13 protein-coding genes are annotated in these 12,615 nt (G+C 52.7%); 12 read left to right on the top strand and 1 reads right to left on the bottom strand.

The window, feature by feature from the left end; all coding sequences use genetic code 11:
- The first annotated feature begins 113 nt into the window (after positions 1-113).
- From QAO71_RS17675 to QAO71_RS17625, 11 genes are all read left to right on the top strand, one after another.
- The gene (locus QAO71_RS17675) at positions 114-335 is read left to right on the top strand and encodes a hypothetical protein (RefSeq protein ID WP_280165746.1); all 222 of its coding nucleotides are present in this window, start codon (positions 114-116) and stop codon (positions 333-335) included.
- Between the two features lie 128 nt (positions 336-463).
- The gene (locus QAO71_RS17670; protein ID WP_280165745.1) at positions 464-2,419 is read left to right on the top strand and encodes a hypothetical protein; all 1,956 of its coding nucleotides are present in this window, start codon (positions 464-466) and stop codon (positions 2,417-2,419) included.
- 67 nt (positions 2,420-2,486) lie between these two features.
- Positions 2,487-2,876 (top strand): hypothetical protein, encoded by a 390-nt coding sequence (locus tag QAO71_RS17665; RefSeq protein ID WP_280165744.1) that lies wholly within the window; start codon positions 2,487-2,489, stop codon positions 2,874-2,876.
- Positions 2,877-3,020: 144 nt separating this feature from the next.
- A complete protein-coding gene (locus QAO71_RS17660) occupies positions 3,021-4,229 on the top strand; it encodes a DUF3150 domain-containing protein (RefSeq protein WP_280165946.1) in 1,209 nt (402 codons plus the stop codon).
- A 71-nt stretch (positions 4,230-4,300) separates the two neighbouring features.
- Positions 4,301-4,987 (top strand): hypothetical protein, encoded by a 687-nt coding sequence (locus QAO71_RS17655; protein ID WP_280165743.1) that lies wholly within the window; start codon positions 4,301-4,303, stop codon positions 4,985-4,987.
- 97 nt (positions 4,988-5,084) lie between these two features.
- A complete protein-coding gene (locus QAO71_RS17650; RefSeq protein ID WP_280165742.1) occupies positions 5,085-5,663 on the top strand; it encodes a hypothetical protein in 579 nt (192 codons plus the stop codon).
- Between the two features lie 124 nt (positions 5,664-5,787).
- On the top strand, positions 5,788-6,150 hold the full coding sequence (locus tag QAO71_RS17645) for a hypothetical protein (protein WP_280165741.1): 363 nt from the start codon (positions 5,788-5,790) through the stop codon (positions 6,148-6,150).
- Positions 6,151-6,448: 298 nt separating this feature from the next.
- Positions 6,449-7,357 (top strand): hypothetical protein, encoded by a 909-nt coding sequence (locus QAO71_RS17640; RefSeq protein WP_280165740.1) that lies wholly within the window; start codon positions 6,449-6,451, stop codon positions 7,355-7,357.
- 49 nt (positions 7,358-7,406) lie between these two features.
- Positions 7,407-8,105 carry a hypothetical protein gene (locus tag QAO71_RS17635; RefSeq protein ID WP_280165739.1) on the top strand — a complete coding sequence of 233 codons (699 nt, stop codon included), beginning with the start codon at positions 7,407-7,409 and terminating at the stop codon, positions 8,103-8,105.
- A 13-nt stretch (positions 8,106-8,118) separates the two neighbouring features.
- Complete coding sequence (locus tag QAO71_RS17630) at positions 8,119-9,471, top strand: type IV secretion system DNA-binding domain-containing protein (protein WP_280165738.1); 1,353 nt, start codon at positions 8,119-8,121, stop codon at positions 9,469-9,471.
- Between the two features lie 3 nt (positions 9,472-9,474).
- Positions 9,475-9,945: a hypothetical protein gene (locus tag QAO71_RS17625; protein ID WP_280165737.1), complete on the top strand. Its 471-nt coding sequence runs from the start codon at positions 9,475-9,477 to the stop codon at positions 9,943-9,945.
- A 67-nt stretch (positions 9,946-10,012) separates the two neighbouring features.
- Here QAO71_RS17625 and QAO71_RS17620 read toward each other — a convergent pair whose 3' ends face one another.
- Positions 10,013-11,536, bottom strand: coding sequence for a hypothetical protein (locus QAO71_RS17620; protein WP_280165736.1), 1,524 nt, complete (start codon positions 11,534-11,536; stop codon positions 10,013-10,015).
- Between the two features lie 128 nt (positions 11,537-11,664).
- Here QAO71_RS17620 and QAO71_RS17615 point away from each other — a divergent pair, with 128 nt between their 5' ends.
- The gene (locus tag QAO71_RS17615) at positions 11,665-12,606 is read left to right on the top strand and encodes a hypothetical protein (RefSeq protein WP_280165735.1); all 942 of its coding nucleotides are present in this window, start codon (positions 11,665-11,667) and stop codon (positions 12,604-12,606) included.
- Positions 12,607-12,615: the final 9 nt, after the last annotated feature.

Raw genomic sequence — 12,615 nt, 5'->3', positions numbered from 1 at the left:
ACAAGTTTCCGGCTCACGCCGGAGGTTTGTTCGAGGTCATAGCCCTCAACCTTCCGGTCCCGCACCCGGATGTAATCCCCTATTCCACGATGCGGCGTGAGAGAGATAAAACCATGCAGAACCTAATCAAGCGTGTTGACCAAGCCCTGGACTATTTCTGGATCGAGATCGTGTACGCCCGTGTGACCGGCTTGCGCGTTGCGTATCACGAGGTAGCCAGTTCGTATTACCTGAGCAAAATGAACCGTTCGCGCGGTCTGAATGCGAAGGTCGAAGCAGCACGAATGAAGTCACGTAAGCATGCGGTCTACGCAGAGCTGGTGGCTAAAAACTAAATACCTCCCTCCACGGGCCGGGAACAACCGGCCTCCGCTGGTTGTTCCGTCCCAATGTTCGGAACCGACCAGCCCGCAACTGGTTTTGAAAAACTATTCCACGATGCGGCGTGTGAGAGGAACTACCAATGACTAGACATAGTGCAAAACAGATCCAGGAAGGCTGGGCAACGTTTCTTCGCGTTCTCGCGAGGGACAGCAAGCTCAAGTTCGTAATTGGTCGCAACGTGGGGCCGGCAACAGACGGTAAGACTGTTTGGCTGCCGGCACTGCCTGCGCAACTGACCAAGGATGACTTGATCATGTTCAAGTCCAATGCATTTCATGAGATCGGTCACATTCAGCACAGCAACATTACCTGGTTTCAGGAATTTGCTAAGAAACACGGCAGCTTTGCGCAGTGTCTTCTGAACGCATTGGATGATGTGTTCATGGAGCGCCGGCAGGCCCGTTTTACCAAACCTGCGGAGCGGTATTTCCGTGAGTCAGCAAGGATCATGGCAGAGCGTAAGCAATTCCGTGATGGTAGCGCCAATGCAGCCGAGGCTGTTTGTTGCTACTGCCTGGTCTACTTGTTCAGCCGTAAATGGCCCGAGTACAGAGCCCCGCTGACGCTTATTGAAGGCAACTTTGATAAGCAGTTCGGTGAACATGCTGAAGCGGTCAAGGCCAACCTTAACCAAATCCTCGACAGTGAGTTCGTCAACGTCCGCTCTACTGAGGACGCTGGCAAGCTCGCCCTTCGTATCATAGCGATGCTGAAAGAGCAGAGTCAGCGCGAGGAGGAGGAAGAGGAAGATCAAGACCCGAACGACCCCAATGAAGACAGAAAGGATGAATCAGACGACTCAAGCAATCCGGACCAATCCGGTGACCAAGACGACTCGGAGACGCCCGATGACAATACCGAGCCAAATGGCTCAGGAAGCGGTAAAGGGAGTAGCACAGGAAGCGACGATGATGATGCCAGTGGAGATCCAGCCGGTGCCGGAAACGGTTTAGGTGACGTGGACGCTGGCGAGCCCGAAGATGGCCAAGGTACTGATGGTAAGTCTGATCCCGCTGAGGGCGACGACCAAGCTGGAAAGAGCCTGGCGGACATTGTTCAGGAAATGTTGGAGGCGGAACTGGGTGACCAGGAAATCTTCGACAAAGCCAAAGCGATGGACGATCTATCCAAGGAAGTGCAGAGCGGTAAGTCAGGCGAATATTCGTCTACTGATGTCGTGCGAAGCATGGAAGTGGATGGTGCTGTTGAAGAGGGCAGTAATCCAGTGGCCGGCGCGGGTGCGGTACAGCAGTTCGTGGACGGAATGCCCGTTTGCCCTGTTGACCGTAACAATGCGAATGAGCTTTTGAAGGCAATTGACCGGAAAGCCGATGTACTGGCTGGTCGGCTTCGCTCGCTTCTGCTCAATCGGGAAGAAGCTGAGACCTACACGACTCGACGTGGGCGCCTCGGCCAAAGCCACTTGTATCGTCTTGGTCTTGACGACTCCAGGGTCTTCGAGCAGCAGGACGAGATTGAACTACCTACGGCAGCCGTATCTATCTGTGCAGACCTTTCGGGGTCCACAATGGTTCCGAACGGGTGTTCGATCACATGTGCAGAATCTATCCAACATTCGCTACTGTTGCTGGAGAAGGTTCTGGAGCAGCTTGAAACCCCGCGAGAGATTATTGGTTTTGCGCCAACAACTGGCGAGTTGAACACCGTGGTCCGTACCTTCGGGGACAGCCACAGAACAGCTCTGGATCGTATCGGTGGGTTGGCTTCCGTAACAGGCGGCTATCACACACCCATCGGTGAAGCGGTTTTTCAGGCAGCATCACGCCTGGAGGCCCACGAAAGTCAGCGCAAGATTCTTTTTGTGCTGACTGATGGCGACCCAAGCTGTGAAGTGAAAGCTGCGGAGATGACCCAGCTTGCCGTTCGCGGTGGGATCGAGGTTGTTTACTTGCTGATCGGTGATGACGTTCGCAGTGACTGGCTGACCAATAACGCAATTCCCTTTGCACACGCTATAACAGCAGGTGATCTCTGCCCGGTCCTTCTGGACAAGGTAGGTGAACTGCTGGGGTGATTAATTCAAACCCATGAGGGGCTACCCCCTCATGGGGGATAGCTCCATTTTTTCCCAGGAGCTACCCATGAACAAACTCAATCAAGTCGAGCAATCCGCTCAAGCCAATCAACTGTTTCGCGAAAGCATCGCTGCAGGCAAGAGAAGTCTTCTTGCCTACGGGAAACAGATAGTTGAGCAATCCCACCTCCGTGTTATCGATACCGAAACCTTTCAGGAGGCTTTGGTGTGCGCGGATGGTGGCGATCTGCAAGGCTTGTTTCGCATTTTGCGATCCAGCCATCATGCGTTCGGTACTGAACGCTACTCCTGCTTTTGGGGATGGATCGACGCTGCGGGATTTCACTTTGATGCAACCGGTGGAAACTGGCCTTACATCACTTTGGATGACCGATTCAAATACCTTCAATGGTCTACCCAGATGATTGAAGAAACCTTTGCTGCACGGGCCTCTTAGAGGCCCACCTCACCTTGTGAGCTGGATAAAACACCCGGCTCACAGCCGAGTGTTTTCTCGAGCCCATAGCGGTTCAAAACACTCGGCCCGCGCCCGAGTGTTAATACAATTAGCCCTGCGCGCGGCAGGAGCGAGGTAGTGAAAATGACAACTTCAGTCAATGCAGTAACCAACGTTGCACAAGAGTCTTCAGTAGTAGTTATTAACCTGGCAGTAAGCGCGATGAGTGCCGATCGCCAGGTGGATCTTGCTGAAATCGGTATCAGTTTTGATGATCTGCCCAAGGCCAGCAAAAAGCTGGTTGAGGAAAAGATATTCCCTGCTGACTTCCTCAGAAAGTACATGCACATCCGTGAGAAGGCTTACGCGGAGATGCTGAAGGACGGCGCTGTCCAGATCCCGATGGGAATCGTTGCATCAAAAACAGCCGCTGCTGAGAAGTACCGTGCCCTCAAAGCATTCCAGCAGGAGTGGGATGAGTGCCTGGAAGCCGATGCTTTGACTTATGAAGCAATGTGCCGTGATCACATCATGGAAATATCATCTCAGGCGCTGGAAGACGGCACTTTGTCAACAAAGATTCAGGCTTTGGCCGAGTTGCTGTTGAAGCGTCAACCATCCTGGGAACAGGTTCGTAGCCGGATGAGCTTTTCGTTCACGCTGACACCCGTGTCGCTGGATGAAGCGGATTTCGATCCGGACCTGTACGAGGCGCAGCGCGACAGCATTGTTGCGCTTCGTGAGGGCGTTATGGGTGCCCTGATTCAGTACGTTTGCAAAGAAGCAAGCGAGCTGTTGAAGGTGATCCTGAAACGCAATGCTGGAAGGACACAGTACAGCCTCAATGGCCGTACTGCTGCCCGGGTAGCAACGATAAGCGGGAAACTGCACTCTCTGGCGTTTATTCACAAAATGGTTCGGCCGTTGGCTGAAGCAGTGGATCAAGCGGTAGAGGCTGTACCTGCTTCAAATGCTGGTCGGGACGTTGTGTTGGCTTCGGCCATCTACAATAACCTGGTTCAGTGTCTGACGGCCATGAGTGATCAGATCACTGTGGTCGATCGTCTTGAGAAGAAACTCCCGTTTGTTGCTGTGAGCCAGGCTACGCAAGTGGCCCCGCCTGCAGCACAGACTGTTGTACCTGCTCAAACCACCCCGGCACCTCAAACCGTTGCGGCACAGCCAGCGCTTGCGCTGGGTTCCGTGGACGACGAGGACGATGCCACTACTGATGCTTCGGCTGCAGTAGATATCGAGAGCGCTGAAGAGGTAACTCCGGTTGCCCCTACAGCTCCTACAGCAGAGCCGCCTGTAGTGAAAACTGCAACCAAAGCAAATCTGATGTTCCTCTAATCCACTAAACCACCCACCCATGCGGGCCACTATCGCCCGCAAGGGAGTAGTGCGCCCGAAAGGAGTTCACTATGGCTGTGCAACAACAAGATATCTTCGGTGAAGAGTTCACCAAAACCGTTTCTCCTGTTAGAAAACCCACGACAGTCCGTAGGTCATCAACCAAGTTGGTGATTAACCGGAGGGCGTTGTGGTCGTGCGCTGAGTTTCTGCCTGGAATCACTGAGGCAGAGGACAAAGAGGATGCGCTGGAAGCATCATCAACAACCGCGACCTATAGCGATAACAGCACTATCGAGCGGCTTGAAAAGGCTCTGGGTATGTCGCCTGTCATTCGGAACGGGGAGTGGGAAACCAATGCGCTTGGTTTTAAGTACAAGCTCAAAGGTAACCCGTTCAAAGGGGACCGTTGTTTGGGGGTGAAAGGCTCCCTGGTGCAAGATCTGAATCGCACCTTGGTGCTGACATCTGCACGTAACCAGATCGAGGGCGTTTTCAACGACCCGTGTAGTTGGCTGGTGGTTAATTCAATCGCGGTGCTCAGCACTCGCTTGCGAATGATGGCTGACAACGAAGATCCCTTCGCCTGTCTGCAGGCCTTCCTTGAGGTGATGCTCCAACAGGACTTCATCGATAACTCCAGGAAGGGCGAGACAATCCGAAACATTGCTAAACGAGATCGGATGCGGGAAGTGCGTGCTGAACGTCGATCACAGAAAGAACAGATTGCAGGACCGTCTGATCTGGACGTTGATTAAAGCTCCTGCCGGGGAGTTCGTAAAAATATGCCACGCCATAAGGCTGTGTGCGAGCTGAGGGGAGGAGACCGGTTCCCCCCCTTAACAAGGAGAAGTCATGAAAGCAATAGTAGTCAACACATTCGATTCGATTCTCGTCGCGTCGTTTACCTTCATGTGGAAGGTGTTAAAGAAGTTCGATCCACGACCGCTGCAGACTCATTTCGCCATGCGAGATCCTGCCAACTGCATCGAGCTACACAGGGTTTTCAGCCTCCCGAAAGAGGATGCTGGCAATTCAACTTGTCGACTTGGCAATAATCGTATGCGCTCCGAGAACAACCCTAACGGGCTCGTTTCGCGCGGTGAGCTGGTCAAAATTAAGAACCCAGCCAATGGGAAGTTTGTCGTTCTATACGCCTCTGGTGCAGGTTCTTATCGCATTCCTGGTGATGGTGTGGCAATGGATTACGACGCTAAAGTTGCCTTGGGAATTACCAAGCAAGAGGAGGTTGATCTGCTTGTCGGCCCGGCCGGCGTTTCAGATCGTGAGTACTTCCTTATGTACCTCGACTCCGATAAGGGGAGCCGAAGCGCTCGCGCTCTCGGTTGGTACATCTTTATCGGTGGCTTGATGCTGCCGCTGTGGACCTCGCTGTTCGCAGGCATCGGTAATTTTATTGGTCGGATGTTCTGATTTAGTCACAGCCAGCTAGACCGACGCCCCTGCTCATTGAGCGGTGGGCGTCACCCCTAAACCAGCTTCAAAGCCGGCTTAGGGGTGGCGCCCACCATTACTAGCTCAATGTTTAGGAGTCGGCATGGCAACAATACATCGAAATTTAGAAGTCAGTTCCTCAGATTGGGGATTGTCTTTCGAAAGCCATTTTTTCAACGGTTCACACGGCATTATCGCTCGCTACGATGCCCCGAAGCTCCGATTCCCAGCAGACACGCCGCAGCATATCTTGCGCGACACCGTGGACGCCTGGAATAGACGACTTCAGGTGACATTTGAGGGAGTCGGTTACTATGCTTCGTGCCCAACGATGGATGTGGCGCCGGGTGAGGGCGAATGCCTGATCCTTTTCGCAAGCGAAGGCTTCTATCAAGATTTCAAAAGCAGCGCAGAATCCGAAAGCCTGTTTCAGGGCGAGCATCCAGTTACTTCTGGTGTGCGTTGATTTGCGAGTGTGGTCCTGGTCACACCGATAGGGGGGAGCAATCCCCCCGGTGCTTCACGCCGACTTTAAGGAACTACCCTACCTCACACTTCAAATATGACTCTGCATGCTACGGCAAACGCGGAGGGCTTACTCGCGCCTGAGGACTAGCGATATATCGCTGGTATGATTTTCCAACGACGTTAAGCTACTCATACCGCCACAGCACCAGATTTTTTTCGGTTGTCCTTCAGCCCTGGATGTCAGAAATGGCTCACTAAGCCGAGGGATATTGCTGCCACATTCTAAGGAGTGAGATGTGCTGATCGACTTCTCAGCTGCCCACAGAACCTACCTTCAAGGAAGGAGCGAGAATGGACAATGGGTATTCAACCGTGCGAACCCCAATAATCCGCACGCCTGGAAGCACCTTGCGAGCCATCAGATCTTCAGCAATAACGCTCTTGGTATAGCAATCGCAGTACGCAACACTATCTCTGATAGTGGCGCGGCTACAGCTGTCTTTTCCGGCCTACGCCTAAGCTTCAGCTCAAAGGTGGGTGGAAGCTACCCTTTGATGCAAGACCCAGGGAAGATCTCGGTCACACTGGGCATTGAGGCTGCGCGGTATCTATATTCCTGGCTGAGGGGTTTTCAGTCCTCGTTTCGATACGACGTAACCCGCAGAGGTAAGGTACCGATGTCTATTGTAGGTTTCGCTTCCGACTCCCATTTCACCCACACACTGAAGGCCACCACGAAAGCTGATGACGGGACCTACGCTCACATAGATGTGGGGCTCAACGCCGGGGACACGTTCACCATGAGCATGTTCTGCGTTGGATTTGCTCAGTTACTGTACCCGTCATTCTCTTCAGAGCTCGTAGCCAACCACCTATTGATTACCTGTCCTGTGCCCCAGATAGCAGGCCAGGCTAACCCGGACCATAGTCTTTCGCATGCGAATGATTTTCCAGCTACAGGGCAGGGCACTTCTCAAACTGAGATGGATCAACACGGCGTAGCATCCCAAGAGCATGCAAAAGCACAGAAGGCTATCTACGCGGTGGGAATGAACAAGTGGGAGCGAAGGAACCTCCAGGTTATCGAGTACATCCAGCAAACAGCTTCGACAGAGGTTATGGATCAGTTGATCAAGGCCGGAAACAGGGGCGATTTCAGCGGCTGGGAGAAGCTGGAAGCTTTATTCACTCACAATTTAGGTTGAGACTGTCGAAAAGCGCTGTTTTTGGGGCTCTGCTTCGTACTATTAGGGTATGAAAAGCAAAGACTCGCCTAACAACCTTACGTTTGACCATATTGAACAGCACAACGCTGAGTATCCTCGCGAGATTCAAATCGCGAAAGAGGTCAGCAGGCTGCTCAAATCTGTTCAATTTCCCGACGACCGTGTTTGGGTAGACCTTCGGTTCGACTACTCGATGTCGGACCACAGCTCCTCCAGTCTTGATCTCATGCGCATCAGCGGTGATCTGCATGGTATTGCCGTAGTGAAGATCAACGGCCTCTATTTGCACCAAGACTTCATTAGCACCTTCAACGAAGTGGTGCCGCACGAGTTGGCTCATATCATTCACGAGCTGAACTGCAAAGATTCCGATCTAGACCCCGGTAAAAAGCACAGTGAGGACTGGGAGGATATCGCTGCCCAGCTTTCACCTGAGGCAAACCCATGCTCGAAGGTGAAAGGTCTGTTCGATGACAGAGCCTCAAAGATTCTAAAGGGTGGGGTATGCGTCGAGTGTGAATGTGGCGACGAAGATGCTTTTGCCGTATTCCCAAACTCCGTGGCCACCGCATCGAAACTCAGAACTGAGGATTTGCTTTGTAAGCAATGCACATTCCCCTATGTCCGAGTTACCAAAGAAAAATGGCCTGACAAAGTGAAAGCCGATATCGGATTCCTGGAAGGGGTGCGGGCTATCAAGTTTCACCACCAGCATTTGCAACGATAACTATGGATCTCAAATGACTTTCAGCTTCACTCATGCCGACCCGATCGAGATCGGCGTCGACTCAAGGGGGGGGCCTGTACAGTGGGCGTACCCGCAGGTAAACAACTTCAACATCATGTTCATGGGCGCTTCGGGTGTGGGAAAGACACACACTATTCAGCACATGCTGGCTCGCGTCTTTGCCCGGCAGACAACCTTCCATGTAATCGACATCAAGGGTGACTTTGGTTACACGAATTTTGAGCGGGCCGGCCTGGCAAATTACGTCAGCCCTGATGACTTTAACGATATACGTTTCAACTACTTCGATGGAGCAAGCATCAATCCTCTACAGGTGCCCAGGACGCCGGAGGGAGGCGGGGTGTTGATGACCATCGAATCTATGAAGGTGCTGGTCAAAACCTTCAGCCCAAACGTAGGAGTCAAGCAGCTCACTTACCTGACCGAGATCCTAAAGATCGTTTATACGAACAAAGGCATCCTGCATGACGACATGGAGTCTTGGGGCAGACCGAACCCGACACTGAACGACCTTTTGGAACAGATCGACCTCATTTTCAACGCGGTCACCAGTGGCCTTCCTTCAGAGTCTGTTGCTGACATCATGAATGACATCGGCAAGACCAAGCGCAAGGCCAGCAAGGAAGTTGCGAACATGAGGGCCATCGAGGAGGAGGAGGTAGTCATCGCTGATAAGGTGAACGAGTTGGCGAGCGGCCTGATCGATTCCATAACAGCAATCATCAAAAAGCAGATTAATTTGGAAGCCGTCTCGAAAACGGGAGTCGGCAACGGTGATGTCTGGGAGTACTGGAGTAAGGAATCCCTTTACGGCCTGCGGAGTGTGATCCAGGGCATGGTTGATAGCCGGTTGTTCACCGGCAACCCATCAAGAACAATGTCCAGCAAAATCAACCGTTATGACCTGACAGATATCAGTCCTCAGCATCAACAAGTGATCATGCGGATCATCGCAAACCGCGTGCTGGCCATGGGGATCATGGAAACTCGCCGTAATGACTCATTCAACCCAACCTCGCCAACTCACGTTCTGGTAGCTGACGAAGGCAAGCACGTAAAGGAGATTAGCCAGAGTCCGCTTTCCCCGTTCAACAGAATCGGAACGGAGGGCCGAGGTTACGGCGTGGGTATCTGGGCCGGCGTCCAGTCACCCGACCAGGTAACTCAGGATCTGCTCAAGAACTTTGCCACTTACTTTGTTCTCGCAACCCCAGAGGCTGCGGCCGGTGATGTTTCTCGAATGTTTGGCATCAAGCCGAGCTATCTCAAGCAGCTTGTGCCGAAGGACAACATTTTATTCAGCGCCGGCAGCAATTATTCACTCGTTCGACATTTCCGGGACTGACCGATGAAAACCATTCTGTTAATGGCGTTTTTCTCTTGGGCTCTGCTTGGATGCTCAATAGCGCCAATGGCGCCTCCTTCAACAGCAGCTGAGAAGGCAGCAAAGGTGGATGCCGCTAGCCGAGCGGTGAAGATTGGTCGTTACAACCAGGCGGAGTTGCTACTCAGTGATTATGTGTATCGGTCCGCTAAAGGCAGCTTGAAGCTTCGACGTTTGGCGCTTACAGGGGAAACACGTACACAGGCAATCGATACAGTGACCTCATTGCTTTGGGAAACGGGAAGGGACGTAACCCTCACAAATTTCGCGGCGGACTATCTGCCACGTTACGAGCGCGATGTTACGCTGTGCAGACTTTCAGAGCGCCAGGCACGCTATCAGGACGCATATCGTTGCTGGAATGAACTGGGTCACGTGGATCGAGCAGATCGGGTTTTGCGGACTCAGGCGACTATTGAAATACTGCGGGACTAGGCAGGCTCTCGCATACGAATGAACGCCGGCCCATCACAGGGCCGGCAAATACAATCGCCAACTATCTTCAGTCCAGATCATCCTTATGGCTATCCACTGTTGGCTTGCGGATCTTGATGCCGTACTGAGTCATGCCCCATTTGGTTACGATAGTAGGCAGCATTTCTGCCAGCGGTTCTTTGTTCAAGAGGACGCAGGCCGTAAAGGTTTGAACTCCGATACGCACGTCAAACAGTCCCTTCTCTGAAGTCATTTCCTTGTACTGATGCATCAGCAGGCCCATCTGTTCCAGGCTTTCAAGAAGCATTGGGATTGCGGGGTGATGGTAGCTCTTAGTCTCTACGGTGACCTGAAGCTGGCGCGAGAGCTGTGTCGGAAGGTGCGGAGGGATGAACTCTAATATGGTGGACATCGGCACAATTACAAACTCGACCGCATCCTTCGTCCACCCACCGGCGCGGCCGGTACCGAGGTATGCGTTAATGTTGAGCTCACGTATCGTTTCAAGGAGAGCTGTGTGCAAAAGGGAATAGGTGCCCTCAGCTTCTTTTGCTTGTTCAATACCTGACCTTTTCTCAGAGGCAATCACCTGGCCGTCTACGTGACGCAGTGCCTGTACAAGGCGCTCGACCCTTAGGCTCGCATCGTTGGGCAGCATTTCAGGATGGTGGTAATAACGCAGGGCCAGAACCAACGTAGTCCTGTCGTCATCTCCAAGCTTGTGGTATCCGGTGATTTCTTTATCGTCTCCGATATTCAGGAACTCGGGTTGATTAGAAACGATGAATGCGCTGTAGGTGTTATGGTGAGTGCAGCTGCGATTCTTCACCCAGCCTTTCCCTTTCCTGGAGTAAGCCAGTAGTTTATCCATGTCGTGAGCCAGGCCAGCAACCTTCGCCACAGGCTCGTCCCATCCTCGGTCCCGCATGTACTTTACGACCGCGTTCGAGATCAAGCGCGAATGCTCGAACAAAGAGGTGTCAGCATGATGAGCTCCAACACTTGCAGGGACATCCGGATGGGCAGCAAGCATTGAGTAAAGAGCAACATACAGTTGCTCAAGCTGGGTAGCTGCTGGTCGATTCAATGGAATATCCGCGCGGTTACAACGAAAGAAGACCTCACGATAAGGCGCAGTATCGTGTAAGCCTTTCACCACCAGGCCGGTTTTGTAGTCCTTCGAGTCTGGAATGGAAATGATCATTTCCGACCCTGGTATTTCACAGCTGTACTCCCCTGCGGTTCCTGCAGGACTTTTCCTCTTCTCACCTTCATCTGCTTTCTTCCGGTCCAGCCGCGAAAGTCCGATGGCATAAATAAACATGAAAACAATCGAGCCGAGAAACATGGCGTTGAAAGTCTTCACCAATACTGCTGCTAGCGTTCCACTGAATCCGCCCCCTGCGATCATAAGCATCATTGAATCGGGCTGAACCATGTAACGAACCGGGACCAGCGCAGCGGCTTGATAGTCCAGGTGCTGTTCGGTCGCTATCAAATAGTAGGCGTACCCGAGGGTGGCCAATGCCATGAGAGTGACAAGGGCAAATATGCCTGAGGATGGCTTAACGGGACTGATTGAACTGCTCATATATGCCTGCCTAAGTGGGGACCCACCTAGAGTGCAAATTTTTTTTTAACTATTCCACCGAAAAGCACAGAAAAAGGGGCACCTCTGCGCACTATTAGATAAAGCAATCTCATTTGAGGGCGGGTGCCGTGAAACGAACACTAATCAGCATTGCAGTATTGGCAATATCGCAGGCGGCATTTGCCGACTACTCCGACGCGTATCTATCCGGTCCGTCCGCAGTCTCGCCGTTTGACCGCGCTTATGAAGCAGGTCTGGCTCAGGACATGCACCAGCCGGTTGACTACAGACAGACGAAGCCTGTGCCTGTTGCTGTGATCGATCTGTCGATGGATGACGCCGTGTTCGTCGTGGAAGAGACAGAGACTGAACGTCGTTACAAGGCAACCCTGGCTGAACTTGAGGAGAACCGGAAGGCACTCGCTATCTCTCGCAAGGAAGCAGAACTGAAGCTGCAGAATGCCCACGCTTCAGCAACCCAGGCTGCAGAGAACCGCCTGCACGCTTTGATCCAGCAGCAGGAATCAATCGAGCAGCAACGTGCCGATATTGAGCAGCAGCGTGCAGCGATTCGTGCACAGGAGCAGCGTGTTGCTCAAGCGCTGCAACTGAATGAAATCGCTCGTCAGGACGCTGAGCGCATGAAGACCGAACAGCTTATCGACATTGCCCAGGTTCAGATCGAGAGCGAGCAGATTTTGATGATGGCAGAGGACAGCGCAGTAGCCATCGAGACAGCTGCCCGCACTCGCGTAGCTCTGGAGCGTGTCGACCCTGTCGTAGTTATGAGCGAGCCGGTGAAGGCCGAATACAACGCGGCCACGCTGCAGGAGATCGTCTCCGGAATAATGCCTGTAGGCTGGCGAGTAAAGACAGATTTTTCCGAAAAGCCTGAGCTGGAGAGCCGTCGGTATCAGTTCGTTTCGACTGACCCACGCGACCTGGCTTTGCGACGGCTTACCAGCTCTGTTCGGGATGCAAAGGTCCGGTTCAGCTATTTCTGGGATCTTACTGACGAGCAGGGCAACCCCTCACCAATGATCCTTATTACAGACCGCAAATACAATTAAGGCCACGGC

It is taken from the genome of Halopseudomonas sp. SMJS2 (assembly GCF_029866945.1).
Taxonomy (GTDB): Bacteria; Pseudomonadota; Gammaproteobacteria; order Pseudomonadales; family Pseudomonadaceae; genus Halopseudomonas; species Halopseudomonas bauzanensis.
The sequence above is the reverse complement of the archived record's forward strand: the minus strand, read 5'-3'. Positions and strand labels throughout refer to the sequence as shown.

Bases quoted from the DNA above. Each gene is read 5' to 3' on its own strand.
- QAO71_RS17670 (WP_280165745.1), top strand. From the start codon at position 464: ATGACTAGACATAGTGCAAAACAGATCCAGGAAGGCTGGGCAACGTTT.
- QAO71_RS17650 (WP_280165742.1), top strand. From the start codon at position 5,085: ATGAAAGCAATAGTAGTCAACACATTCGATTCGATTCTCGTCGCGTCG.
- QAO71_RS17620 (WP_280165736.1), bottom strand. From the start codon at position 11,536: ATGAGCAGTTCAATCAGTCCCGTTAAGCCATCCTCAGGCATATTTGCC.
- QAO71_RS17645 (WP_280165741.1), top strand. From the start codon at position 5,788: ATGGCAACAATACATCGAAATTTAGAAGTCAGTTCCTCAGATTGGGGA.
- QAO71_RS17635 (WP_280165739.1), top strand. From the start codon at position 7,407: ATGAAAAGCAAAGACTCGCCTAACAACCTTACGTTTGACCATATTGAA.
- QAO71_RS17660 (WP_280165946.1), top strand. From the start codon at position 3,021: ATGACAACTTCAGTCAATGCAGTAACCAACGTTGCACAAGAGTCTTCA.
- QAO71_RS17655 (WP_280165743.1), top strand. From the start codon at position 4,301: ATGGCTGTGCAACAACAAGATATCTTCGGTGAAGAGTTCACCAAAACC.
- QAO71_RS17675 (WP_280165746.1), top strand. From the start codon at position 114: ATGCAGAACCTAATCAAGCGTGTTGACCAAGCCCTGGACTATTTCTGG.
- QAO71_RS17625 (WP_280165737.1), top strand. From the start codon at position 9,475: ATGAAAACCATTCTGTTAATGGCGTTTTTCTCTTGGGCTCTGCTTGGA.
- QAO71_RS17665 (WP_280165744.1), top strand. From the start codon at position 2,487: ATGAACAAACTCAATCAAGTCGAGCAATCCGCTCAAGCCAATCAACTG.
- QAO71_RS17630 (WP_280165738.1), top strand. From the start codon at position 8,119: ATGACTTTCAGCTTCACTCATGCCGACCCGATCGAGATCGGCGTCGAC.